Annotated in this window: 36 protein-coding genes; 34 read left to right on the top strand and 2 right to left on the bottom strand. The window is 62.9% G+C overall.

All coding sequences use genetic code 11. The features are described from left to right. Positions 1–26: 26 nt before the first annotated feature. The 5 genes from tatB to gor all read left to right on the top strand — a co-directional run bounded on the left by tatB (position 27) and on the right by gor (position 4,595). Positions 27–746 carry a Sec-independent protein translocase protein TatB gene (tatB, locus tag RB623_RS12900; RefSeq protein WP_308057250.1) on the top strand — a complete coding sequence of 240 codons (720 nt, stop codon included), beginning with the start codon at positions 27–29 and terminating at the stop codon, positions 744–746. Next, on the top strand, positions 743–1,585 hold the full coding sequence (gene tatC, locus RB623_RS12895) for a twin-arginine translocase subunit TatC (RefSeq protein ID WP_308057249.1): 843 nt from the start codon (positions 743–745) through the stop codon (positions 1,583–1,585). Before tatB ends, tatC begins: the two co-directional genes overlap by 4 nt. Positions 1,586–1,806: 221 nt before the next feature. Continuing rightward, complete coding sequence (rpiA, locus tag RB623_RS12890) at positions 1,807–2,505, top strand: ribose-5-phosphate isomerase RpiA (protein WP_308057248.1); 699 nt, start codon at positions 1,807–1,809, stop codon at positions 2,503–2,505. A gap of 19 nt (positions 2,506–2,524) precedes the next feature. After that, positions 2,525–3,088, top strand: coding sequence for a DUF2059 domain-containing protein (locus tag RB623_RS12885; protein ID WP_308057247.1), 564 nt, complete (start codon positions 2,525–2,527; stop codon positions 3,086–3,088). Positions 3,089–3,203: 115 nt separating this feature from the next. Next, entirely contained in the window at positions 3,204–4,595 is a 1,392-nt protein-coding gene (gor, locus tag RB623_RS12880) for a glutathione-disulfide reductase (protein ID WP_308057246.1), read from the top strand. Between the two features lie 7 nt (positions 4,596–4,602). Here the strand turns inward: gor and RB623_RS12875 are convergent, their stop codons facing one another. Continuing rightward, positions 4,603–4,785: a type II toxin-antitoxin system VapB family antitoxin gene (locus RB623_RS12875; protein ID WP_308057245.1), complete on the bottom strand. Its 183-nt coding sequence runs from the start codon at positions 4,783–4,785 to the stop codon at positions 4,603–4,605. 154 nt (positions 4,786–4,939) lie between these two features. Between RB623_RS12875 and RB623_RS12870 the strand changes: the two genes are divergently transcribed. Continuing rightward, on the top strand, positions 4,940–6,025 hold the full coding sequence (locus tag RB623_RS12870) for a type I restriction enzyme HsdR N-terminal domain-containing protein (protein WP_308057244.1): 1,086 nt from the start codon (positions 4,940–4,942) through the stop codon (positions 6,023–6,025). Between the two features lie 13 nt (positions 6,026–6,038). Here RB623_RS12870 and RB623_RS12865 read toward each other — a convergent pair whose 3' ends face one another. Further along, complete coding sequence (locus tag RB623_RS12865; RefSeq protein WP_308057243.1) at positions 6,039–6,320, bottom strand: transcriptional regulator; 282 nt, start codon at positions 6,318–6,320, stop codon at positions 6,039–6,041. 473 nt (positions 6,321–6,793) lie between these two features. Between RB623_RS12865 and rpsL the strand changes: the two genes are divergently transcribed. The 28 genes from rpsL (at position 6,794) to rpsM (ending at position 23,427) form a co-directional block, all read left to right on the top strand. Beyond that, the gene (gene rpsL, locus RB623_RS12860) at positions 6,794–7,165 is read left to right on the top strand and encodes a 30S ribosomal protein S12 (RefSeq protein ID WP_106775706.1); all 372 of its coding nucleotides are present in this window, start codon (positions 6,794–6,796) and stop codon (positions 7,163–7,165) included. Between the two features lie 69 nt (positions 7,166–7,234). Continuing rightward, on the top strand, positions 7,235–7,705 hold the full coding sequence (gene rpsG / locus RB623_RS12855) for a 30S ribosomal protein S7 (protein WP_308057241.1): 471 nt from the start codon (positions 7,235–7,237) through the stop codon (positions 7,703–7,705). Between the two features lie 31 nt (positions 7,706–7,736). Then, positions 7,737–9,827: an elongation factor G gene (gene fusA, locus RB623_RS12850; protein WP_308057240.1), complete on the top strand. Its 2,091-nt coding sequence runs from the start codon at positions 7,737–7,739 to the stop codon at positions 9,825–9,827. 67 nt (positions 9,828–9,894) lie between these two features. Further along, a complete protein-coding gene (gene tuf, locus RB623_RS12845) occupies positions 9,895–11,070 on the top strand; it encodes an elongation factor Tu (protein WP_308057238.1) in 1,176 nt (391 codons plus the stop codon). 62 nt (positions 11,071–11,132) lie between these two features. After that, positions 11,133–11,441 carry a 30S ribosomal protein S10 gene (gene rpsJ, locus RB623_RS12840; protein WP_007066362.1) on the top strand — a complete coding sequence of 103 codons (309 nt, stop codon included), beginning with the start codon at positions 11,133–11,135 and terminating at the stop codon, positions 11,439–11,441. Between the two features lie 108 nt (positions 11,442–11,549). Continuing rightward, positions 11,550–12,263: a 50S ribosomal protein L3 gene (gene rplC, locus RB623_RS12835; RefSeq protein WP_308057236.1), complete on the top strand. Its 714-nt coding sequence runs from the start codon at positions 11,550–11,552 to the stop codon at positions 12,261–12,263. Beyond that, positions 12,263–12,883 (top strand): 50S ribosomal protein L4, encoded by a 621-nt coding sequence (gene rplD / locus RB623_RS12830; RefSeq protein ID WP_308057235.1) that lies wholly within the window; start codon positions 12,263–12,265, stop codon positions 12,881–12,883. The genes rplC and rplD overlap by 1 nt, the downstream gene beginning before the upstream one ends. Next, positions 12,880–13,173 (top strand): 50S ribosomal protein L23, encoded by a 294-nt coding sequence (locus RB623_RS12825; RefSeq protein ID WP_308057234.1) that lies wholly within the window; start codon positions 12,880–12,882, stop codon positions 13,171–13,173. Before rplD ends, RB623_RS12825 begins: the two co-directional genes overlap by 4 nt. Before the next feature lie 19 nt (positions 13,174–13,192). Then, entirely contained in the window at positions 13,193–14,026 is an 834-nt protein-coding gene (rplB, locus tag RB623_RS12820) for a 50S ribosomal protein L2 (protein WP_308057233.1), read from the top strand. A gap of 16 nt (positions 14,027–14,042) precedes the next feature. Further along, positions 14,043–14,321: a 30S ribosomal protein S19 gene (gene rpsS / locus RB623_RS12815; protein WP_308057231.1), complete on the top strand. Its 279-nt coding sequence runs from the start codon at positions 14,043–14,045 to the stop codon at positions 14,319–14,321. A 1-nt stretch (position 14,322) separates the two neighbouring features. Next, complete coding sequence (gene rplV, locus RB623_RS12810) at positions 14,323–14,709, top strand: 50S ribosomal protein L22 (RefSeq protein WP_308057229.1); 387 nt, start codon at positions 14,323–14,325, stop codon at positions 14,707–14,709. Next, complete coding sequence (rpsC, locus tag RB623_RS12805) at positions 14,709–15,440, top strand: 30S ribosomal protein S3 (RefSeq protein WP_308057228.1); 732 nt, start codon at positions 14,709–14,711, stop codon at positions 15,438–15,440. Before rplV ends, rpsC begins: the two co-directional genes overlap by 1 nt. A 26-nt stretch (positions 15,441–15,466) precedes the next feature. Then, complete coding sequence (rplP, locus tag RB623_RS12800) at positions 15,467–15,880, top strand: 50S ribosomal protein L16 (protein WP_308057227.1); 414 nt, start codon at positions 15,467–15,469, stop codon at positions 15,878–15,880. Positions 15,881–15,894: 14 nt separating this feature from the next. Beyond that, positions 15,895–16,092, top strand: a complete 198-nt coding sequence (gene rpmC / locus RB623_RS12795) for a 50S ribosomal protein L29 (protein WP_308057226.1) — start codon at positions 15,895–15,897, stop codon at positions 16,090–16,092. Positions 16,093–16,103: 11 nt separating this feature from the next. Next, positions 16,104–16,349, top strand: coding sequence for a 30S ribosomal protein S17 (gene rpsQ / locus RB623_RS12790; RefSeq protein ID WP_308057225.1), 246 nt, complete (start codon positions 16,104–16,106; stop codon positions 16,347–16,349). A gap of 67 nt (positions 16,350–16,416) precedes the next feature. Then, entirely contained in the window at positions 16,417–16,785 is a 369-nt protein-coding gene (rplN, locus tag RB623_RS12785; protein ID WP_006205457.1) for a 50S ribosomal protein L14, read from the top strand. 12 nt (positions 16,786–16,797) lie between these two features. Continuing rightward, the gene (gene rplX / locus RB623_RS12780) at positions 16,798–17,112 is read left to right on the top strand and encodes a 50S ribosomal protein L24 (protein WP_308057211.1); all 315 of its coding nucleotides are present in this window, start codon (positions 16,798–16,800) and stop codon (positions 17,110–17,112) included. Next, positions 17,105–17,662 (top strand): 50S ribosomal protein L5, encoded by a 558-nt coding sequence (gene rplE / locus RB623_RS12775; RefSeq protein WP_308057210.1) that lies wholly within the window; start codon positions 17,105–17,107, stop codon positions 17,660–17,662. Before rplX ends, rplE begins: the two co-directional genes overlap by 8 nt. Before the next feature lie 27 nt (positions 17,663–17,689). Further along, positions 17,690–17,995, top strand: a complete 306-nt coding sequence (rpsN, locus tag RB623_RS12770) for a 30S ribosomal protein S14 (RefSeq protein ID WP_308057209.1) — start codon at positions 17,690–17,692, stop codon at positions 17,993–17,995. Positions 17,996–18,007: 12 nt separating this feature from the next. Beyond that, entirely contained in the window at positions 18,008–18,406 is a 399-nt protein-coding gene (gene rpsH, locus RB623_RS12765) for a 30S ribosomal protein S8 (RefSeq protein ID WP_308057208.1), read from the top strand. Positions 18,407–18,443: 37 nt separating this feature from the next. Next, the gene (gene rplF / locus RB623_RS12760; RefSeq protein ID WP_308057207.1) at positions 18,444–18,977 is read left to right on the top strand and encodes a 50S ribosomal protein L6; all 534 of its coding nucleotides are present in this window, start codon (positions 18,444–18,446) and stop codon (positions 18,975–18,977) included. A 98-nt stretch (positions 18,978–19,075) separates the two neighbouring features. After that, positions 19,076–19,435, top strand: a complete 360-nt coding sequence (rplR, locus tag RB623_RS12755) for a 50S ribosomal protein L18 (RefSeq protein ID WP_308057206.1) — start codon at positions 19,076–19,078, stop codon at positions 19,433–19,435. 74 nt (positions 19,436–19,509) lie between these two features. Continuing rightward, entirely contained in the window at positions 19,510–20,076 is a 567-nt protein-coding gene (gene rpsE / locus RB623_RS12750; RefSeq protein WP_308057205.1) for a 30S ribosomal protein S5, read from the top strand. A gap of 23 nt (positions 20,077–20,099) precedes the next feature. Continuing rightward, positions 20,100–20,297 carry a 50S ribosomal protein L30 gene (gene rpmD / locus RB623_RS12745; RefSeq protein ID WP_308057204.1) on the top strand — a complete coding sequence of 66 codons (198 nt, stop codon included), beginning with the start codon at positions 20,100–20,102 and terminating at the stop codon, positions 20,295–20,297. 21 nt (positions 20,298–20,318) lie between these two features. Beyond that, entirely contained in the window at positions 20,319–20,816 is a 498-nt protein-coding gene (gene rplO, locus RB623_RS12740; RefSeq protein ID WP_308057203.1) for a 50S ribosomal protein L15, read from the top strand. A 130-nt stretch (positions 20,817–20,946) separates the two neighbouring features. After that, positions 20,947–22,287, top strand: coding sequence for a preprotein translocase subunit SecY (secY, locus tag RB623_RS12735; protein WP_308057202.1), 1,341 nt, complete (start codon positions 20,947–20,949; stop codon positions 22,285–22,287). Continuing rightward, positions 22,284–22,880 carry an adenylate kinase gene (locus tag RB623_RS12730; protein WP_308057201.1) on the top strand — a complete coding sequence of 199 codons (597 nt, stop codon included), beginning with the start codon at positions 22,284–22,286 and terminating at the stop codon, positions 22,878–22,880. The genes secY and RB623_RS12730 overlap by 4 nt, the downstream gene beginning before the upstream one ends. A gap of 178 nt (positions 22,881–23,058) precedes the next feature. After that, positions 23,059–23,427, top strand: a complete 369-nt coding sequence (rpsM, locus tag RB623_RS12725; protein WP_308057200.1) for a 30S ribosomal protein S13 — start codon at positions 23,059–23,061, stop codon at positions 23,425–23,427. Positions 23,428–23,495 lie beyond the last annotated feature (68 nt).

Below are 23,495 nucleotides of genomic sequence, written 5' to 3'. Positions count from 1 at the left end.
CTCTCGGATAGCCGGATTGACAGGCCATGTTTGACATCGGCTGGACGGAAATGCTCGTGATCGCGGTCGTCATGATCGTGGTCGTGGGGCCGAAGGACTTGCCCAAGATGCTGCGCACCTTCGGCAAGATGACGACGAAGATGCGGGCGATGGCCGGCGATTTCCAGAAACAGTTCAACGAGGCCTTGAAAGAGGCCGAGCTTGACGACGTCAAGAAATCGGTCGATTCGCTGCGCAGCCTCAACCCGGCCAACGAGATCAAGAAACAGCTCAACCCGTTCGAGAAGGCTGCCGCCGACGTGCGCGCCGGCCTTCAGTCGATGAACCCGGCAAAGCCGGCGACGCCGCCCGATCCCGCCAGCCCGGTGGCGCATGAGGCCGAGCCGCTGAAGAACGGCGCCACGGTCATGCCGGGGGATGAGGCCACGCCGGCCGCCGCCGCGGTGGCGGCCCAGCCCGCGCCGTCAGCTTCGCCTGTTGCGGCACCGGCCGCGGTGCCCGCGCCGCCGCCCGAACCCGCCAGGCCGGCCGCGGCTGCCGCTCCGATGCAGGACCCGAGGCCGGCCAAGGCGAACGGCGCGGCAAAACCCTCCGCGCCGAAAAAACCGGCCGCGCCGCGTGCGGCCAAGGCGGCCGCAGACCCCAAGTCAAAGTCCGCGGCGAAGACACCGGCCAAGACCGGCAAGCCCGCCGCCAAGGCGAAGCCTGACGCGCCCGCCCGCAAACCCGCAGGAAAGTCGACGTGAGCTCTGCCAGGGACGAAAGCGAGATCGAGGCCTCGTCGGCCCCGCTCATCGAGCATCTGATCGAGCTGCGCAGCCGGCTGATGTGGTCGATCGGCGGCTTTTTCGTCGCCTTCCTCGTCTGCTTCTTCTTCGCCAAGCAGCTCTTCAACATCCTGGTCCAGCCGTTCAAATGGGCGGTTCACTGGGCGGGCCTGGCGCAGGACAAGGTGGAGCTGATCTACACCGCGCCGCAGGAATTCTTCTTCACCCAGATCAAGCTGGCGATGTTCGGCGGGCTGGTGATCGCCTTCCCTCTGATTGCCGCGCAGATCTACAAATTCGTGGCGCCCGGCCTCTACAAGAACGAGCGCAACGCCTTCCTTCCCTTCCTGATCGCCTCGCCGATCCTGTTCATCATGGGCGGCGCGCTGGTCTATTTTTTCTTCACGCCGATGGTCATGTGGTTCTTCCTGTCGATGCAGCAGGTCGGCCCCGGCAACGAGGTGCAGATCTCGCTGCTGCCTAAGGTCTCGGAATATCTCAGCCTGATCATGACGCTGATCTTCTCATTCGGCCTGGTGTTCCAGCTTCCGGTGGTCACCACGCTGATGGCGCGCGTCGGGCTGCTGACCTCGCAGGGGCTGAGGGAAAAGCGCAAGTGGGCGATCGTGCTGGCCTTCGTCGTCGCGGCGGTGCTGACCCCGCCTGACCCGATGAGCCAGATCGGTCTCGCCGTGCCGACCATCATCCTCTACGAGGTGTCGATCTGGGCCGCCCGCATGGTCGAGAAGAAGCGCGACGAGGAGAAACTCGCCGCCGAGAAGGATGAGGACGGCTCAACGCCATCCGCCGCGACATAGGCTCGCCCGGAGGCCATTGTCGCGCGGCCGCAGCAAGTCCGAAAGTGGATGGCTTTGGCGTCGAGATTTCGATGCGCCGAAGAGGCTAGGCCGCATTCCCTCGGCTCCTCACCGGAAAGCGTCGCCGATCGGGCAATCTCGACGCATGGGACCGCGCGAGGGCTTGTCCTGTGCGCCAAAGATGCTAGGAGCCGACGCCTATGGACTCGGCGGATGGCCCGATGGACGCACGTGCACTGAAGATCGAAGCGGCGAGGACCGCGCTGACCCATGTCGAAAGCGGCATGCGGCTCGGCATCGGCAGCGGCTCGACGGCGGAAGAATTCGTGCGCTTGCTGGCCGAAAGGGTCGCGGGTGGGCTCGCCATCATCGGCGTGCCGACCTCGGAGCGCACCGCGAAACTCTGCCGCGAGACCGGTGTGCCGTTGACGACGCTCGACGAGACGCCGGAACTCGACCTGACGATCGACGGCGCCGACGAATTCGACCCGGGTCTCGTCCTGATCAAGGGCGGAGGCGGCGCGCTGCTGCGGGAAAAAATCGTCGCGGCCGCGTCGAAACGCATGATCGTGATCGCCGACGACAGCAAGCAGGTGGACACCCTCGGGCGTTTTCCGCTGCCAATCGAGGTCAACCCGTTCGGCCTGCGCGCCACCGAGATCGCGATCCGCCGCGTCGCCGATTCGCTGGCGCTGTCCGGACCGATCACATTGCGGATGACGAAGGACGCGCCATTTGTTACAGACGGCGGGCATTTCATCCTCGACGCATCTTTTGGCCGCATTCCCGATCCAAGAGCGCTATCTACCGGTCTTCATTCCGTGCCAGGCGTCGTCGAGCATGGGCTGTTCATCGGCCTCGCTCAAATGGCGGTGGTGGCCGGCACGGACGGCGCGAGAACGATCCTCGCGCGACAATAGAACAGGAGTTGCTTTCATCATGATCCGGCTGAACCCAGTCCGCCGTCTTGCCTTCGCGGCCTTCGCCTCGGCCTTCGTGTTCGCCGCTGCGCCCGCTTCCGCGCAGGAGATCTCGGAAGAACATCTCAAGGCAGCGCGGGCGGCAGTCGCCGCGATCAAGGCCACCGACCCGTTCGACGCGATCCTTCCCGAATCGGCGTCCATCCTGAAGCAGTCGCTGATCCAGAAGAATCCGGACATGCAGGAGATCATCATCAAGACGGTGGACGACAAGGCCATCGCCCTGGCGCCGCGCCGCGCCGACCTGGAGAAGGAAGCCGCGCTCGCCTACGCCAAGGTGTTCAGCGCTGAGGAACTGAATTCGATCGCCGTCTTCTATGATTCGCCGGCAGGCAAGAAGCTGATCACCGACGGCCCGATCGTGGTGCGCGAGCTGAGCAAGGCCGCCGACATCTGGCAGCGCGGGGTCAACCGCGATCTCGCCGGTGAAGTCGGCAGGGCGCTCGACGCGATCGTCGCCGCCAACAAGCCCGCCGACGCTCCGGCCCCGGCGCCTGCGGAAGGCCAGCCGAAGGCAAACTGATCCCGATCGCAGGTGAGGACGGTGTGAGCCCGGCTACGCGCCGGGCTTTTCATTTCGGAGCGCCCTGCATAAGTGCATCTGGATTCCTGTTCCTGATACGACGCGGAGACGGCCCATGACACGATACGACTACGACCTCTTCGTGATCGGCGGCGGCTCGGGCGGCGTGCGGGCCGCACGGGTGTCGGCCGGGCTGGGAAAGCGGGTGGCGATCGCGGAGGAATACCGCTTCGGCGGCACCTGCGTGATCCGCGGCTGCGTGCCGAAAAAGCTGCTGGTCTATGCCTCGCAATTCTCCGAATATTTCGAGGATGCGGCGGGTTACGGCTGGAATGTCGGGGAAAGCAGCTTCGACTGGCCGACGCTGATCGCCAACAAGGACCGCGAGATCGCCCGGCTGGAGAACATTTACCGCACCGGTGTCGAGAAGGCCGGCGGCACGACCTTCCGCAGCCGTGCCGAACTGGTCGACCCCCACACCATCCGGCTGGTCGCCGAGAATCGCAAGGTGACGGCCGAGACCATTCTGATCGCCACCGGCGGCCGGCCAAGCCCGCATGAAGCGCTGCCGGGACATGAGCTGGCGATTACTTCCAACGACGCCTTCCATCTCGAGGAACTGCCCAAGGCGATCGCTATCGCCGGCGGCGGCTACATCGCGGTCGAGTTCGCAAATATTTTTCATGGCCTCGGCGTCGACACGACGCTGATCTATCGCGGCGCTGAGATCCTGTCGCGCTTCGACATGGATCTGCGGCGCGGTCTGCACGAGGCGATGGAGCGCAAGGGCATAAAGATCCTGTGCCACGACGTGTTCGCCGGCCTGGAGAAATGCGGCGACGGACGGTTGCTGGCGCGCACGGCCAAGGGCAGGGAACTTGTCGCCGACCAGGTCATGCTGGCGCTGGGACGCATCCCCAACACCGAAAATCTCGGGCTGGAGAATGCCGGCGTCGCGCTCGGGCCGGTCGGTGACATTCTGGTCGACGATTTTTCGCGCACCAATGTCGACAACATCTTTGCGTTGGGCGACGTCACCAACCGGCTGCAACTGACGCCCGTGGCGATCCACGAGGCGATGTGTTTCGTGGAAACCGTGTTCAGGGGCAACCCGACCGAGCCCGACCTGGACGACGTGCCGACGGCGGTGTTCTCGCAGCCGGAGATCGGCACTGTCGGTCTTTCCGAGGAAGCGGCCGCGAACAAGCTCGGCGATCTCGATATCTACCGGGCGGCATTCCGGCCGATGCGCAATATTCTTCCGGGCCGCGAGGAGCGGATGATCATGAAGCTGGTGGTGGAGGCATCGAGCGGTCGCGTCGTCGGCGCGCATGTGCTGGGTCCGGACGCCGGCGAGATGGCGCAGCTTCTCGGCATCGCCGTGAAGGGCAGGCTGACCAAGGAAACATTCGACCGCACCATGGCCGTGCATCCGACAGCGGCGGAGGAACTGGTGACCATGTACCAGCCGAGCTACAGGATCAGGGGCGGCGAAAGGGTCGTGTGAGCGACGATTAGCGGCGGGGTGCCGCCTTGGCGTCCGCGTCGCTGCCGCCAAGGCGGGCGAGACGCCTGGCCGCCTCGCGCTGGATGAGGGCCGTCAAAGCCTCACGAATAAGCGCGGATCGCTTGCTGATACCGGTGTACTGCTCGGCTTTGGCCAAGAGTTCGTCGTCGATGCTCACTGTCGCGCGCATCGAAATGCTCTATCACGAACCCGCATAAAATGACGCTGATTTCGACATCTTGCTTCTTCTGTTCTCACTAGGGTGTCGGCTGATAGCTGCAGCAAAGACGGTTGCGTTCCTTTCCAAATTGGATGATTCTAATTCATAACAAAGGGAGGGAAAAATGACTGTCGAAGAAAAGTTGCGAGTGCTCGCCGATCGCATCAAGACCCACTCAAGCGCGATGCTCACTGAGGAAGCTTTGAAAACGGCGGTAGTTCTTCCGTTCCTCGCCGCGCTCGACTATGACGTTTTCAATCCTGATGAAGTCATACCCGAGTTTTGCGCCGACGCGGTAGGCAAGAAGGGAGAGAAGGTCGATTATGCAATCAAACTCGATGGTGATATCAGGATCCTGATTGAATGTAAGCCGATTACAACCGTGCTAGAGAAAATGCATCTGGCTCAGCTATATAGATACTTTTCAGTTACAAACGCAAAATTCGCTATCCTGACGAACGGTCGGACATTTCACTTCCATACCGATCTCGTGGCTCCAAATAAGCTGGATGAAAGACCTTTTCTGACGTTTGATCTTTCTGATCTACAGGGGCAGCTAATTGCTGAGCTGAAGAAATTTGCCAAGGCCGAATTCAACGTCGATGGTATCCTCCAGTCCGCACATCGACTTAAATACACCTCCGCTATTAAGAAGGAAATCAATGGCGTGATGGAAAATCCTCCTGAGGATTTCGTTCGAATGGTAACGAATGGACTCTATCAGGGGCGCTTTACTAGCCAAGTGAAGGAAATGTTTACGCCGATGGTCAAGGCGGCTTTCCGTGAGATCGTTCGCGAGTCGGTTCAGTCTCGACTGTCCAATGCCCTCGCTGAAACCGAAGTATCCGAAATCGGCGCCGACGAATCCGATGAAGAAGAGATCATTACCTCGGAGGAGGAACGCGAGGGATTCATGATTGTGCGGGCGATCGTTCGGGACATCCTTAAGCCTGCTCGGGTCGTAATGCGCGACCAGAAAAGCTATTGCGGCATCCTCGTCGACAACAACAACCGCCGCCCACTTGCCCGGCTGCATTTCAACCGGTCCGTCAAGTATCTCGGCCTGTTCGATGGCGATAAGGAGGATCGGGTCAGGGTCGATACCCTCGACGAAATATACGAATACGCTGAACGACTGCGCGCCACCGCGCGAGAATACGCTGCGCCCATGTTGGTTGCTAGTGGCGGAGATATCGTCGGGAACGGATAACCGGCTGTCTCGGTCAATCGCGCTCCTCGAACGTCACGATCGAAACTTCGCCCTCCAGCGCCCCCTGGTAGGCGGAGGCGTGGGGCTCCTCGTCGGGTGCGCCGTCCATCTCGCCGATCTGGTCCAGCTCGGCTTCGGCGTAACCTTCCTTTGCCAGCGATTCGAGGGCGGTGCGCACCGCCGTGTCGTCGTCCGGCGCGACCAGGAAGATATGGACGCCCTCCGAAGCGCCGCCCTTGTCGCGAAAAACCCGGCCGGTGATGATGGTGACGGGTCTGGGTTCGTTGTCGTTCATGTGATTCCTGCGAGTCGGGGATGGAGTCTTCGCTGTCTTCCGGATGTAACTAGACAGCTTTGGCGAAATGAGAAGGCGCGATCCGCGGGGTCGGACATATTCGTTTGTCGCGGCGGTGGCAGACGAAAGAAAATTACGGGCTGTTGCGCGGCCGGCGCAAGGCACCTATCTCCGCGCCAGATTTCGCGTTTCGGGCTTGACGGGCAAGGACTCACCGAGTAGAAGCCGCCTCGTCTGAACCGATGTGAGGTCTGATTTTCCAAGTCGTCGCGACTTGGAGCTTGCCTCAAACAGGGTTCGTTCTACGAGCGAAAACACATTTCCGGCATGCACGAAGCGCTTGGCGCTTCCTCTGCTTTCGTTCGGGCAAAACCGCAAGAAGCGGTTTCATGCCCGAATTTGCGTATGGAAATGGCGTTCGAAACCGCCCTGGACGGGCCCTGGATACGGACTAAGAAAGACAAGAGGATTTAATGCCTACCGTCAACCAGCTGATCCGCAAGCCGCGCCAAGCGCCGGCGACGCGCAACAAGGTTCCGGCCATGCAGCAGAACCCGCAGAAGCGGGGCGTCTGCACGCGCGTCTATACGACGACGCCGAAGAAGCCGAACTCCGCGCTGCGCAAGGTTGCGAAGATCCGCCTGACCAACGGCTTCGAGGTGATCGGCTATATTCCCGGCGAGGGCCACAACCTTCAGGAGCACTCCGTGGTGATGATCCGTGGCGGTCGCGTCAAGGATCTTCCGGGTGTGCGCTATCACATCATCCGCGGCGTGCTCGACACGCAGGGCGTGAAAAACCGCAAGCAGCGCCGTTCGAAGTACGGCGCCAAGCGTCCGAAGTAAGGGCTTTTCCCCCGGCTTTGGCGCTTTCTTTTTTTAGCGCCGCGCCGTCGAGAGTGAGAGATCAAGCAGATGTCCCGTCGTCACAGTGCAGACAAGCGTGAAATCAACCCGGATCCCAAGTTCGGCGATCTGGTCGTCACCAAGTTCATGAACGCCATCATGTACGATGGCAAGAAGTCGGTCGCCGAGACGATCGTCTACAGTGCGCTGGAGCAGGTTCGTTCCAAGACCAAGCAGGAGCCGGTGGTTGTCTTCAAGCAGGCGCTGGACAATGTCGCGCCGCATGTCGAGGTCCGTTCCCGCCGCGTCGGCGGCGCCACCTACCAGGTGCCGGTCGACGTCCGCCCGGAGCGCCGCCAGGCGCTCGCCATCCGCTGGCTGATCACGGCCGCCCGCAACCGCAACGAGACCACCATGGTCGATCGCCTCTCGGGCGAACTCATGGATGCCGCCAACAATCGCGGCACCGCGGTCAAGAAGCGCGAAGACACCCACAAGATGGCTGAGGCCAACCGCGCCTTTGCCCATTACCGCTGGTAATCGGCAGAAGCACGAGAAAGAGGCACCTCCCATGGCCCGCGAATATAAAATCGAAGACTACCGCAACTTCGGCATCATGGCGCATATCGACGCCGGCAAGACGACGACGACCGAGCGGATTCTCTATTACACCGGCAAGTCGCACAAGATCGGCGAAGTGCATGACGGCGCGGCCACCATGGACTGGATGGAGCAGGAGCAGGAGCGCGGCATCACCATCACGTCGGCCGCGACCACGACCTTCTGGAAGGGCCGCGACGGCAAGCAGCGTCGCTTCAACATCATCGACACCCCCGGCCACGTCGACTTCACCATTGAAGTCGAGCGTTCGCTGCGCGTGCTCGACGGCGCCATCGCGCTGCTCGATTCCAATGCCGGCGTCGAGCCGCAGACCGAGACCGTCTGGCGCCAGGCCGAGAAGTATCATGTCCCGCGCATGATCTTCTGCAACAAGATGGACAAGACCGGCGCGGACTTCTACCGCTGCCTGGACATGATCAAGTCGCGCCTTGGCGCGGTTGCTGTTGCCGTGCAACTGCCGATCGGCGCCGAGAACGACTTCAAGGGTGTCGTCGACCTGATCGAGATGAACGCGCTGATCTGGCGCAACGAGGAACTTGGCGCGGCCTGGGACGTCGTCGAGATTCCGGCCGACCTCAAGGCGAAAGCCGAAGAGTATCGCGAGAAGATGATCGAGGCCATCGTCGAGATGGACGAGACGGCGCTCGAAAACTACCTCGAAGGCAAGATGCCGTCGAATGACGAGATCCGCGCGCTGATCCGCAAGGGCACGATCGCGGTCAAGTTCCATCCGGTGTTCTGCGGCACGGCCTTCAAGAACAAGGGCGTTCAGCCGCTGCTCGACGCGGTCGGCGACTACCTGCCTTCGCCGATCGACGTGCCGGCCATCAAGGGCGTGGACGCCAAGACCGATGCCGAGATCGAGCGCCACGCGGACGACAGCGAGCCGCTGTCGATGCTGGCCTTCAAGATCATGAACGATCCGTTCGTCGGCTCGCTGACCTTCGCCCGCATCTATTCCGGCAAGCTCACCAAGGGCATGTCGCTCGACAACACGGTGAAGGGCAAGAAGGAGCGCATCGGCCGCATGCTGCAGATGCATGCGAATTCGCGCGCCGACATCGAAGAGGCTTTCGCTGGCGACATCGTCGCCCTGGCCGGCCTCAAGGACACGACCACCGGCGACACGCTTTGCGACCCGCTGCACCCGGTCATCCTCGAGCGCATGGAATTCCCCGATCCGGTGATCCAGATCGCCATCGAGCCGAAGACCAAGAACGACCAGGAGAAGATGGGCCTCGCGCTGCATCGTCTCGCCGCCGAGGATCCGTCCTTCCGCGTCAAGACCGACGAGGAATCCGGCCAGACCATCATTTCGGGCATGGGCGAATTGCATCTCGACATTATCGTCGACCGCATGAAGCGCGAGTTCAAGGTCGAGGCCAATGTCGGCGCGCCGCAGGTCGCCTATCGCGAAACGATTACCCGCACGCACGAACAGGACTACACCCACAAGAAGCAGACCGGCGGCACGGGCCAGTTCGCCCGCGTCAAGATCCTCTTCGAGCCGGATCCGGAAAGCACCGACTTCCAGTTCGAGTCGAAGATCGTCGGCGGCGCGGTTCCGAAGGAATACATCCCCGGCGTCGACAAGGGCATCAAGAGCGTCATGTCGTCCGGCCCGTTTGCCGGCTTCCCGATGATTGGCGTCAAGGCGACGCTGATCGACGGCGCGTTCCACGATGTCGACTCGTCGGTGCTGGCCTTCGAAATCGCCGGCCGCGCGTGCTTCCGCGAAGCTGCTCCCAAGCTTGGCGTGCAGTTGCTCGAGCCGATCATGAAGGTCGAGGTGGTGACGCCGGAAGACTATGTCGGCTCGGTCATCGGCGACCTAAACGGCCGCCGCGGCCAGATCCAGGGCCAGGAGGCGCGCGGCGTTGCCGTCGTCATCAACGCCATGGTGCCGCTCGCCAACATGTTCAAATACGTCGACAATCTGCGTTCGATGAGCCAGGGCCGCGCCCAGTACACGATGCAGTTCGACCACTATGAGCCGGTTCCGACTGCCGTGGCGCAGGAAGTCCAGAAGAAATACGCGTAAGCCCAAGGGTATCGGCGCGAAACCTGATCCATTGCCTTAGCGGGCGAAGTAAAGACGGAGACCTCACATGGCCAAGAGCAAATTTGAGCGGACGAAGCCGCATGTGAACATTGGTACGATCGGCCATGTCGACCATGGCAAGACGTCTTTGACGGCTGCGATCACCAAGTATTTCGGCGAATACAAGGCCTACGACCAGATCGACGCCGCACCGGAAGAGAAGGCGCGCGGCATCACCATTTCGACCGCCCACGTCGAATACGAGACGGCCAAGCGCCACTATGCCCACGTCGACTGCCCCGGCCACGCCGACTATGTGAAGAACATGATCACCGGCGCCGCGCAGATGGACGGCGCCATCCTGGTGGTTTCGGCCGCCGACGGCCCGATGCCGCAGACGCGCGAGCACATTCTTCTGGCCCGCCAGGTCGGCGTGCCGTCGATCGTGGTGTTCCTGAACAAGGTCGACCAGGTCGACGACGCCGAGCTGCTTGAGCTGGTCGAGCTCGAGGTGCGCGAGCTTCTGTCGAAGAACGAGTTCCCGGGCGACGACATTCCGATCATCCCCGGCTCGGCGCTTGCCGCGCTCGAGGATTCGAACAAGGAGATCGGCGAGGACGCCATCCGCAAGCTGATGGCGGCGGTTGACGACTACATCCCGACGCCGGAGCGTCCGATCGACCAGCCGTTCCTGATGCCGATCGAGGACGTGTTCTCGATCTCGGGCCGCGGCACGGTGGTGACGGGTCGCGTCGAGCGCGGCATCGTCAAGGTCGGCGAGGAGCTTGAGATCGTCGGCATCCGCCCGACCGTGAAGACGACCTGCACGGGCGTCGAGATGTTCCGCAAGCTGCTCGACCAGGGCCAGGCGGGCGACAACATCGGCGCGCTGTTGCGCGGCATCGACCGTGAGGGTGTCGAGCGCGGCCAGGTTCTGGCCAAGCCGGGTTCGGTGAAGCCGCACAAGAAGTTCAAGGCGGAAGCCTATATCCTGACCAAGGAGGAGGGTGGCCGTCACACGCCGTTCTTCACCAACTACCGTCCGCAGTTCTACTTCCGCACCACCGACGTGACCGGCATCGTGTCGCTTGCCGAGGGCACCGAGATGGTGATGCCGGGCGACAATGTGACGGTCGACGTCGAGCTGATCGTGCCGATCGCCATGGAGGAGAAGCTGCGCTTCGCCATCCGCGAGGGCGGCCGCACCGTCGGCGCCGGCGTCGTCGTCAGCATCACTGAGTAAGCAACCGATCTGTCGCGGGCGGGAATTCGCCCGCGCCGCGCCAGAACAAGGAATTCGACGAGATGAACGGTCAAAATATCCGTATCCGCCTCAAAGCGTTCGACCATCGCGTGCTCGACGCTTCCACGCGCGAGATCGTGTCCACCGCCAAGCGCACGGGCGCCAATGTGAGGGGCCCGATCCCGCTGCCGACGCGGATCGAGAAATTCACGGTCAACCGCTCGCCGCACATCGACAAGAAGAGCCGCGAGCAGTTCGAGATGCGCACCCACAAGCGGCTGCTCGATATCGTTGATCCGACCCCGCAGACGGTCGACGCTCTGATGAAGCTCGACCTCGCCGCGGGCGTCGACGTCGAAATCAAGCTCTAAGGAGCGGGGATCACGAGCCGGCCGGGCGTAGGTCTGAAAGGCTCCTCTGAAGGAAAAGAGGCAGGAAGGGGTCTTCCCCGACCGGGAACTCTGAAGGAAATCGAACCGATGCGTTCAGGTGTTATCGCACAGAAGTTGGGAATGACGCGCGTCTACAACGACGCCGGCGAGCATGTCCCCGTCACCGTTCTCCGCATGGAGAGCTGCCAGGTCGTGGCGCAGCGCACGAAGGAGAAGAATGGCTACACGGCCGTTCAGCTCGGCGTCGGCCTTGCCAAGGTCAAGAACACCTCGAAGGCGATGCGCGGCCATTTCGCTGGCGCTTCCGTCGAGCCGAAGGCGAAGCTTGCCGAGTTCCGCGTCTCCGACGACAACCTGCTCGACGTCGGCGCGGAGATTACCGTCGATCACTTCGTCGCCGGCCAGAAGGTCGATGTGACGGGCACCTCGACCGGCAAGGGTTTCCAGGGCGTCATCAAGCGCCACAATTTCGGCGGTGGCCGCGCTACCCATGGTAACTCGGTGTCGCACCGCACGCATGGTTCGACCGGTCAGCGCCAGGACCCCGGCAAGGTGTTCAAGGGCAAGAAGATGGCCGGCCACATGGGCGCGACCCGCGTGACCACGCAGAACGTCGAGGTCGTCTCGACCGACGCCGACCGCGGTCTGATCCTGATCCGTGGCGCTGTTCCGGGCACCAAGGGCGCCTGGATCCTGGTGCGCGACGCCGTCAAGGCGGCGCTGCCGGACAACGCGCCGAAGCCGGCCGGCCTGCGTGCCGTGGCCACGACCGAAGCTCCGGCCACTGAGGGTGCGGAATAATGGACATCAAGATTTCAACGCTCGCAGGCAAGGACGCCGGCAAGGTCGAGCTCTCGGACGCGATCTTCGGTCTCGACCCGCGCGAGGACATCCTGCAGCGCGTCGTGCGTTGGCAGCTCGCCAAGAAGCAGCAGGGCACGCATCAGGCCAAGGGTCGCGCCGACATCGCGCGCACCGGCGCCAAGATGTACAAGCAGAAGGGTACGGGCCGCGCCCGCCACCATTCGGCCCGCGCTCCGCAGTTCCGCGGCGGCGGCAAGGCGCACGGCCCGGTGGCCCGCAGCCACGAGCACGACTTGCCCAAGAAGGTTCGTGCGCTGGGCCTGAAGCACGCGCTGTCGGCCAAGGCGAAGGCCTCGTCGATCGTTGTTGTCGACGAGCTGGCGCTGACGGAAGCCAAGACCAAGGCGCTGGTGGCGAATTTCGCCGCACTCGGCCTGTCCAACGCGCTGCTGATCGGCGGCGCCGAGCTTGACGCAAACTTCAAGCTGGCAGCCGCCAACATCCCGAACATCGACGTGCTGCCGGTCCAGGGCATCAACGTCTACGACATTCTGCGCCGCGGCACGCTGGTCCTTTCCAAGGCCGCCGTCGAGGCTCTCGAGGAGCGCTTCAAATGACTGACCTTCGCCACTACGACGTGATCGTCAGCCCGGCGATCACCGAAAAGACGACCACCGCTTCCGAGCACAATCAGGTCGTCTTCAACGTTGCCAAGAAGGCGACGAAGCCGGAAATCAAGGCGGCCGTCGAGGCGCTGTTCAGCGTCAAGGTCACCGCGGTCAACACGCTCGTCCGCAAGGGCAAGGTGAAGCGGTTCCGCGGCACGGTCGGCCGGCAGAGCGACGTGAAGAAGGCGGTGGTCACGCTGGCCGACGGTCAGTCGATCGACGTCGCCACGGGTCTCTGAGGGGCGCGAGGACAGGACAATGGCACTTAAGAATTTCAAGCCCGTAACGCCGAGCCTGCGCCAACTGGTCATCGTCGACCGTTCGGCGCTCTACAAGGGCAAGCCTGTGAAGGGCTTGACCGAAGGCTTGAGGAAGTCCGGCGGACGCAACAATACTGGTCGCATCACCGCCCGTTTCATCGGCGGCGGCCATAAGCAGTCGTATCGCATCATCGACTTCAAGCGTCGCAAGTTCGACGTTTCGGCGACGGTCGAGCGGATCGAATACGATCCGAACCGCACGGCCTTCATCGCGCTGGTGAAGTACGAGGATGGCGAGTTGAACTACATCCTGGCGCCGCAGCGCCTGGCGGTAGGCGACAAGATCATTGCCGGCGAGTCGGTCGACGTTAAGCCGGGCAATGCGATGCAGCTTGCCGGCATGCCGGTCGGCACCATCGTCCACAATGTCGAGCTTAAGCCGGGCAAGGGCGGTCAGGTCGCCCGTTCGGCCGGCGCTTACGCCCAGTTGGTCGGCCGCGACCAGGGCATGGCGATCCTGCGCCTCAATTCGGGCGAGCAGCGCATCGTTCACGGCACCTGCATGGCTACCGTCGGCGCGGTTTCGAACCCGGACCACGGCAACATCAATGACGGCAAGGCCGGCCGCACCGTTTGGAAGGGCAAGCGCCCGCACAACCGCGGCGTGGCCATGAACCCGGTCGATCATCCGCATGGCGGCGGCGAAGGCCGCACCTCGGGCGGCCGCCATCCGGTCAGCCCATGGGGCAAGCCGACCAAGGGCAAGAAGACGCGCTCGAACAAGGCGACCGACAAGTTCATCGTCCGTTCGCGCCATCAGCGCAAGAGCTAAGAAGAGGTAACGCGAAGTGACCCGTTCAGTTTGGAAAGGTCCGTTCGTCGACGGCTTTCTTCTCAAGAAGGCCGACAAGGTGCGCGACGGTGGCCGCAACGAGGTGATCAAGATGTGGAGCCGCCGCTCCACCGTCCTGCCGCAATTCGTCGGCCTCACCTTCGGCGTCTACAACGGCCAGAAACACATTCCGGTCAGCGTGTCGGAAGACATGGTCGGCCATAAGTTCGGCGAATTCGCTCCGACCCGGACCTATTACGGCCACGGCGCGGACAAGAAGGCGAAGAGGAAGTAACATGGGCAAGGCCAAAGCTCCGCGCAGGCTTGCTGACAACGAGGCGCGTGCGGTCCTCCGCACCATCCGCGTCAGCCCGCAGAAGCTGAACCTGGTTGCCGCTCTGATCCGCGGCAAGAAGGTTCAGACCGCGCTGAACGATCTCGAATTCTCGCGCAAGCGCATTGCCGGCACCGTCAAGAAGACGCTGGAGTCGGCGATCGCCAACGCGGAGAACAATCACGACCTCGACGTCGACGCACTGGTGGTGGCGGAAGCCTATGTCGGCAAGTCGATCGTCATGAAGCGCTTCCATGCCCGCGGTCGCGGTCGCGCCAGCCGCATCGAGAAGCCATTCTCGCACCTGACGATCGTGGTGCGCGAAGTCGAAGAGAAGGAAGCCGCCTGATGGGTCAGAAAATCAATCCGATCGGCCTCCGGCTCGGCATCAACCGCACCTGGGATTCGCGCTGGTACGCGAACACCGGCGAGTACGGCAAGCTGCTGCACGAGGACATCAAGATCCGTGAGTACTTGATGAAGGAACTCAAGCAGGCCGCAGTGTCGAAGGTGGTGATCGAGCGTCCGCACAAGAAGTGCCGCGTGACCATCCACGCCGCACGTCCGGGCCTGATCATCGGCAAGAAGGGCGCCGACATCGAGAAGCTGCGCAAGAAGCTGACCGAGATGACGAAATCCGAGACGCACCTGAACATCGTCGAGGTGCGCAAGCCGGAGATCGACGCGACGCTGGTCGCCCAGTCGATCGCCCAGCAGCTCGAGCGCCGCATCGCCTTCCGCCGCGCCATGAAGCGCGCCGTGCAGTCGGCCATGCGCCTGGGCGCCGAGGGCATCCGTATCAACTGCTCCGGCCGTCTCGGCGGCGCCGAAATCGCGCGCATGGAGTGGTACCGCGAGGGCCGTGTGCCGCTGCACACGCTGCGCGCCGACGTCGACTACGGCACGGCCGAGGCCAAGACCGCTTACGGCGTCTGCGGCGTCAAGGTTTGGGTGTTCAAGGGCGAGATCCTGGAGCACGACCCGATGGCTTCCGAGCGTCGGGCGAGCGAAGGCGATCACAGCCACGCGGGCGAGCGCAGCGAACGCGCCGAGCGCAGCCGGCGTCGCGAGAACGCCTGAGAGCATAGGAATTTGGAGTAAGAACGATGCTGCAGCCAAAGCGCACAAAGTTCCGCAAGCAGTTCAAGGGCCGGATCCACGGCGCCGCCAAGGGCGGCACCAACCTGGATTTCGGTGGTTTCGGGCTGAAGGCGCTTGAGCCGAACCGCGTCACCGCGCGCGAGATCGAGGCGGCCCGCCGCGCGATCACCCGCGAGATGAAGCGCGCCGGTCGCGTCTGGATCAGGGTGTTCCCGGATCTGCCGGTCACCTCGAAGCCGACCGAGGTGCGCATGGGCAAGGGCAAGGGCGCGGTCGACTACTGGGCGGCGCGCGTCAAGCCCGGCCGCATCATGTTCGAGATCGACGGTGTCAGCGAGGAGACCGCGCGTGCGGCTCTTGCACTCGGCGCCGCCAAGCTCTCCGTGAAGACGCGCTTCGTGCAGCGCATCGCTGAATAGGAAAGGGGTCCGACATGAAGATTACCGACATCAGGGCGAAGACCCCCGACCAGCTCGACGACGATCTGGCCTCGCTGAAGAAGGAGCAGTTCAACCTGCGCTTCCAGAAGGCGACCGGCCAGCTTGAGAAGACCGCTCGTGTGAGAGAGGTCCGCCGGGACATTGCCCGCATCAAGACGGTCGCCGCTGAAAACGCGGCCAAGAAGGCTTAAGGACGAGAAAAATGCCGAAGCGCATCCTGCAGGGCGTCGTCGTCAGCGACAAGAACGAGAAGACCGTGGTGGTCAAGGTCGAGCGCCGCTTCACCCACCCGGTGATGAAAAAGACCGTGCGTATGACGAAGAAGTACAAGGCGCACGACGAGAACAACACCCACAAGGTCGGCGACACGGTCTTCATCCAGGAGTCGAAGCCGATCTCCAAGGACAAGCGCTGGGTCGTGGTGACCGAGGCGCAGGCCTCGCAATAACAACGAATTTTGGACAAGCCGGGGAGGGCGCTTCGCTCATCCCCAGACATGAAGAAGGCGGCCAGTCATGATTCAGATGCAAACAAACCTCGACGTGGCGGACAATTCCGGCGCCCGTCGTGTCATGTGCATCAAGGTGCTGGGCGGTTCGAAGCGGAAGTATGCCTCGGTCGGCGACATCATCGTCGTGTCGATCAAGGAAGCCATTCCGCGCGGCCGCGTGAAGAAGGGCGACGTGATGAAGGCGGTCGTGGTGCGCACCGCCAAGGACATCCGCCGTCCGGATGGCAGCGTGATCCGTTTCGACAAGAACGCTGCGGTTCTGGTCGACAACAAGAAAGAGCCGATCGGCACCCGTATCTTCGGGCCGGTTCCGCGCGAGCTTCGCGCCAAGAACCACATGAAGATCATCTCGCTCGCGCCTGAAGTTCTGTAAGGAGCCGGAAAAATGCAGAAGATCCGCAAGGGCGACAAGGTCGTCGTGCTCACCGGCAAGGACAAGGGCCGCTCCGGCGAGGTGCTGTCGGTTCAGCCGAAGGAAGACACGGCGATCGTGCGCGGCATCAACATCATCGTGCGCCACCAGCGGCAGTCGCAGGCGCAGGAGGGCGGGCTGATCCGCAAGGAAGCCCCCATCCATCTGTCCAACATCGCGTTGGCCGATCCCAAGGACGGCAAGCCGACCCGCGTCGGCTTCCAGGTCCAGGCCGACGGCAAGAAGGTGCGCGTCGCGAAGCGCTCGGGAGAAGTGATCAATGGCTAAGGCAGCAATCCAGCCCCGCCTTAAGAAGGTCTACGAAGAGACCATCCGCAAGGCGCTGCTCGAGCAGTTCAAGTACGACAACGAGATGGAGATTCCGCGTCTCGACAAGATCGTGCTGAACATGGGCGTAGGCGAAGCCACGGGCGATTCCAAGAAGCCCACGGTCGCCGCCGCTGACCTGGCGCTGATCGCCGGCCAGAAGCCGGTCGTCACCCATGCGCGCAAGTCGGTCGCCCAGTTCAAGGTTCGCGAGAACATGCCGATCGGCGCGAAGGTCACCCTGCGCAAGGAACGCATGTACGAGTTCCTTGACCGCCTGGTGAACATCGCGTTGCCGCGCGTCCGCGACTTCCGCGGGCTGAACCCGAAGAGCTTCGACGGGCGCGGCAACTATGCGATGGGCATCAAGGAGCACATCGTGTTCCCCGAGATCAACTATGACAAGGTCGACCAGATCTGGGGAATGGACATCATCGTTTGTACGACCGCCAAGACGGACGACGAAGCCAGGGCGCTGCTCAAGGGCTTCAACTTCCCGTTCCGGCAGTAACGGCAGCGAGCAAAGGAAAAATCTGAAATGGCAAAGACCAGCTCAGTCGAGAAGAACGAGCGCCGTCGCAAGCTCGTCGCCGCCAAGGCGGCCAAGCGCAAGGCGCTTAAGGCGATCATCATGAACCAGGGGCTTCCTCTGGAGGAGCGCTTCCGTGCGCAGTTGAAACTCGCCGCCATGCCGCGCAACTCCGCGAAAGTGCGCATCCGCAACCGCTGCGAGGTGACCGGCCGTCCGCGCGCCTACTATCGCAAGCTGAAGATGTCGCGTATCGCGCTGCGCGAACTGGGCTCGCTCGGCGCAGTGCCGGGTCTGGTCAAGTCGAGCTGGTAAGGAGGACATGACATGTCACTGAACGATCCTCTCGGCGATATGCTGACCCGCATCCGCAACGCCTATGGCCGCAAGAAGTCCAAGGTCTCGACGCCGGCCTCGCGTCTGCGCAGCCGCGTGCTCGAGGTCCTGAAGGCCGAGGGCTACATCCGCGACTTCAGCCAGACCGACTTCGATAACGGCAAGTCCGAGATCGAAATCGAGCTGAAGTATTTCGACGGCGTTCCGGTGGTCCGCGAGATCGCCCGCGTCTCCAAGCCCGGCCGCCGCGTCTATGTGTCGGTAAAGTCGATCCCCTCGGTCGCCAATGGCCTCGGCATTTCGATCCTCTCGACGCCGAAAGGTGTGATGGCCGACCACGAGGCGCGCGAACAGAACGTCGGCGGAGAAATTCTCTGCCAGGTGTTCTAAGCGCACCGGCTGAAACAGGAAGGACGAGGACAGAAAAATGTCTCGTATTGGCAAGAAACCCGTCAAGGTGCCGGCTGGCGTGACCGCTTCGGTCGACGGTCAGACCGTGTCGGCCAAGGGCCCGAAGGGCGAGCTGAAGTTCGTCGTCAACGACGACGTGCTGGTCAAGTTGGACAACGGCGAGATCGCTGTCGAGCCGCGCGACCAGACCAAGACGGCGCGCTCCAAGTGGGGCATGTCGCGCACGCAGATCGTGAACATTCTTGAAGGCGTGACCAAGGGCTTCGAGCGGAAGCTCGAGATCAACGGCGTCGGCTACCGCGCCGCGATGCAGGGCAAAAACCTGCAACTGGCGCTCGGCTTCAGCCACGATGTGGTCTATCAGACGCCGCAGGGCATCACGATTGTCGTGCCGAAGCCGACCGAGATCGTGGTCTCCGGCATCGACAAGCAGGCGGTTGGCCAGGTCGCCGCCGAGATCCGCAAGTATCGCGGCCCCGAGCCCTACAAGGGCAAGGGCGTGAAGTATGCCGAGGAGCGGATTGTCCGCAAGGAAGGCAAGAAGAAGTAAGTCGTACAACGCCACGGAAGGCGGTCGCGGGCAGGGATTTCTGACCGCAAGGTTTTCGGACCGGGCCGCCGCCGTTTTACAAGGCAAGGAACAGGAAAATGGCCGAAAAGGCAGCATTGCAGAAGCGCGCCGCGCGCATCCGCCGTCAGATCAGGAAGGTCGCGGGCGACCGGCCGCGTCTGTCGGTTCACCGCACGTCGAAGAACATCTATGTGCAGATCATCGACGACGTGAAGGGCCGGACCCTGGCCGCCGCCTCGACGCTCGAGAAGGACCTCAAGGGCAGCCTGAAGACCGGCGCCGACAGCGCCGCCGCTGCTGCTGTCGGCAAGCTGATCGCCGAGCGCGCGACCAAGGCTGGCGTCAAGGAAGTCGTCTTCGACCGCGGCGCCTACATCTATCACGGCCGCATCAAGGCGTTGGCCGAGGCCGCTCGCGAAGGTGGCCTGAGCTTCTAGGATTTCGCCGCGCAGCGGCATAGGCCGCGCGCAAATCAGCAACCCGTGCTTCCGGAAAAGAACAAGGACAGGATATGGCACAGGAACGTAGGGAAGGTCGCGGCCGCGACCGCGAGCGCGAAGAACGCGACAGCGAGTTCGTCGACAAGCTCGTCCACATCAATCGTGTCGCCAAGGTGGTGAAGGGCGGCCGTCGCTTCGGCTTTGCTGCTCTCGTCGTCGTCGGCGACCAGAAGGGTCGAGTCGGCTTCGGCCACGGCAAGGCGCGTGAAGTGCCGGAGGCGATCCGCAAGGCGACAGAGAGCGCCAAGCGCGACCTGATCTTCGTGCCGCTGCGCTCCGGCCGCACGCTGCACCACGACGTCGAGGGCCGTTGGGGCGCTGGCAAGGTGCTGCTGCGCGCCGCCAAGCCAGGTACTGGCATCATCGCCGGCGGTCCGATGCGCGCCGTGTTCGAGACGCTCGGCATGCATGACGTTGTTGCCAAGTCGATGGGTTCCTCGAATCCGTACAACATGGTTCGCGCCACCTTCGACGCCCTGAAGAGCCAGTTGCATCCGAAGGATGTGGCGGCCCAGCGCGGCATCAAGTATTCGACGCTCCAGGCTCGCCGCGGCAACGCGGTCGCCGCGGAAGAATAGTCGCGGGCGCAAGGAGTTCGATCATGGCGAAGAAAGCCACCAAGACCATCACGGTCGAGCAGATCGGTAGCCCGATCCGCCGCCCGAAGGAGCAGCGCGCGACGCTTGTCGGCCTCGGCCTCAACAAGATGCACAAGCAGCGCACGCTGGAAGACACTCCGTCGGTACGCGGCATGATCGCGGCTGTGCAGCATCTCGTCCGCGTCGTCGACGAGAAGTAACCGGCGCGCAGGAGAAAGACGATGAAACTCAACGAACTGAGCGACAACGAAGGCGCGACCCACTCGCGCAAGCGTCTCGGTCGCGGCATCGGCTCTGGCTCGGGCAAGACCGCGGGACGTGGCGTCAAGGGCCAGAAGGCGCGTTCGGGCGTCGCCATCAACGGCTTCGAGGGCGGTCAGATGCCGCTCTATCGGCGCCTGCCGAAGCGCGGCTTCAAGAACCCCTTCACCAAGAGCTACAATGCCGTTTCGCTGGCCCGCATCCAGACCGCGGTCGATGCCGGCAAGCTCGACGCCAAGGAGACGGTGACTGCCGAAGCGCTGATCAAGGCCGGCGTGATCCGCCGCCCGCTCGATGGCGTGCGCGTCCTGTCTGAAGGCGAACTCAAGGCCAAGCTGTCCTTCGACATCGCCGGCGCCTCCAAGGCGGCGGTCGAGAAGATCGAGAAGGCCGGCGGCTCGGTGAAGTTTCCCGAGCCGGTCGAACCGGTCAAGAAGATGGTCAAGAAGGCCAAGTGATCCTTCGTCGCAGGCGGCGGCAGGCATAGCTCCGCCGCTTGCATCTTCGAGGCTCGGAGCCTATCTCGTGGCTTCGTCGACTCGTGCCGCCGCTGCGGCCATCTCAGCGTGACGAAGCGGAGACTTCCCAATGGCATCGGCTGCCGAGCAACTTGCCTCCAATCTGAATTTTGCGGCCTTTGCCAAGGCCGAGGATCTGAAGAAGCGCATCTGGTTCACGCTGGGTGCGCTTCTGGTGTATCGGCTCGGCACTTACATCCCGCTTCCCGGCATCAATCCGGACGCGTTCGCCCAGGCATTCCAGAACCAGAGCAGCGGGGTGTTGGGCGTCTTCAACGCCTTCTCCGGCGGCGCGGTCGAGCGCATGGCGATCTTCGCGCTCGGCATCATGCCCTACATCTCCGCCTCCATCATCATGCAGTTGATGACTTCTGTGGTGCCCTCGCTCGAGGCGCTGAAGAAGGAGGGCGAGCAGGGCCGCAAGATCATCAACCAGTACACCCGCTACGGCACCGTGCTGCTTGCCGTCGTCCAGGCCTATGGCATTTCCGTTGGGCTTGAAGGCGGCACTAACATCGTCAGCGATCCCGGCTGGTTCTTCCGCCTGTCCGCGGTCATCACGCTGACTGGCGGCACCATGTTCCTGATGTGGCTCGGCGAGCAGATCACCGCGCGCGGCATCGGCAACGGCATCTCGCTCATCATCTTCGCCGGCATCGTCGCGGGCATGCCGCATGCCCTGGGCCAGACGCTGGAACTCGGTCGCACCGGCGCGCTGTCGACCGGCTTGATCCTGGCCATCATCGTGCTGGCGCTGGTCGTCATCGCCGTCATCGTGTTCTTCGAGCGCGCCCAGCGCCGCCTGCTGATCCAGTATCCGAAGCGCCAGGTCGGCAACCGCATGTTCCAGGGCGACACCTCGCACCTGCCGCTTAAGCTGAATACCGCTGGCGTCATTCCGCCGATCTTCGCCTCGTCGCTGCTGCTGCTGCCGGCGACGGTGGCGGGCTTCTCCAACACGCAGAACCTGCCCGGCTGGGCAAGCACGGTGCTGGCGACGCTGGGCCACGGCCAGCCTCTCTACATGTTTCTCTATGCCGCGATGATTGCGTTCTTCGCCTTCTTCTACACGGCGATCGTCTTCAACCCCAAAGACACGGCCGACCAGTTGAAGAAGCATTCCGGCTTCATTCCCGGCTATCGTCCCGGCGAACGCACCGCCGAGTACATCGACTACGTGCTGACCCGCATCACCGTGGTTGGGGCGATCTATCTCGTGCTGATCTGCCTGATTCCGGAATTCCTGATCTCGGCCACGGGCGTGCCGTTCTACCTTGGTGGCACTTCGCTTTTGATCGTCGTCAGTGTTACCCTCGATACCGTCGCCCAGATCCAGGGCCACCTTATCGCCCATCAGTATGAGGGGCTCATCAAGAAGTCGAAGCTCCGCGGGGGGAAGAGGGGAAGATGAGGCTGATTCTGCTTGGTCCACCGGGAGCGGGGAAGGGCACCCAGGCGCAGCGGCTGGTCGACAAATACGGCATCCCGCAACTGTCTACCGGCGACATGCTTCGGGCGGCGAAGGATTCCGATACCGAGGTCGGTCGACGTGCCCGTGCCGTCATGGATGCCGGTCAACTCGTCTCCGACGATATCGTCAATGCGATCGTTGCGGCGCGCATCGACCAGGACGACTGCAGAAACGGCTTCATCCTCGACGGCTATCCGCGAACACTGCCGCAGGCCGATGCGGTGCAGGCGATGCTCGCCGAACGCAAGCTTCGTCTCGATGCGGTGATCGAGTTCGTCGTCGACGACAAGGAATTGGTCAGCCGTATCGCAAAGCGCGCCGACCAGGCCAAGGCGGCCGAACAGTCTGTCCGCAAGGACGACGACCCGGCCGTCGTACCAGAGCGTCTGCGCGAATATTACAAGAAGACGGCTCCGCTGGTCGGCTACTATTATGCCAAGGGGTTGTTGAAGACCGTGGACGGCATGGCCGACATGGACAAGGTCACCGAGGCAATCGAAGGTATTCTCGGCAAGGTCGCCGAAAACGCCTGACTGCTCTTGACTAACAATCGGTTTTGGACTATGGCCCGCCGTCTCCCTTTAAGGAACGAGGCATGCGGGTCCTTTCCGGACCCTTTTGCTGCTTGAATGGAACACCTGCAAGGGCCGGCCTCCACCGGACGCGGGTCAATCGAAGCGCCGGCTTGCCGGCCCACATGGAGCGAGAAAGATGGCCCGTATAGCCGGCGTCAACATACCGACCAACAAGCGCGTGGTGATCGCGCTGCAGTACATTCACGGAATCGGCAAGAAGTTCGCCCAGGAGATCGTCGGCAAGGTCGGCATCCCGGCCGAGCGCCGTGTCAGCCAGTTGACCGACGCAGAGGTCCTGGCGATCCGCGAGACGATCGACCGCGACTACCAGGTCGAGGGCGACCTGCGTCGCGAAGTGTCGATGAACATCAAGCGGCTGATGGATCTGGGCTGCTACCGCGGCCTGCGTCACCGCCGCTCGCTGCCGGTCCGCGGCCAGCGCACGCATACCAACGCCCGCACCCGCAAGGGCCCGGCGAAGGCGATTGCCGGGAAGAAGAAGTAATTGAGCGAGTAGCGAAATAGCGAATAGCGAATAGGGGACTTTTCCCTACTCGCTATTCGCTACTCCCT

This window comes from Mesorhizobium sp. LHD-90, assembly GCF_030929505.1.
Lineage (GTDB): Bacteria > Pseudomonadota > Alphaproteobacteria > Rhizobiales > Rhizobiaceae > Kumtagia.
Note: the sequence above shows the minus strand (reverse complement) of the source record. Positions and strands in the feature narration are given on the sequence as shown.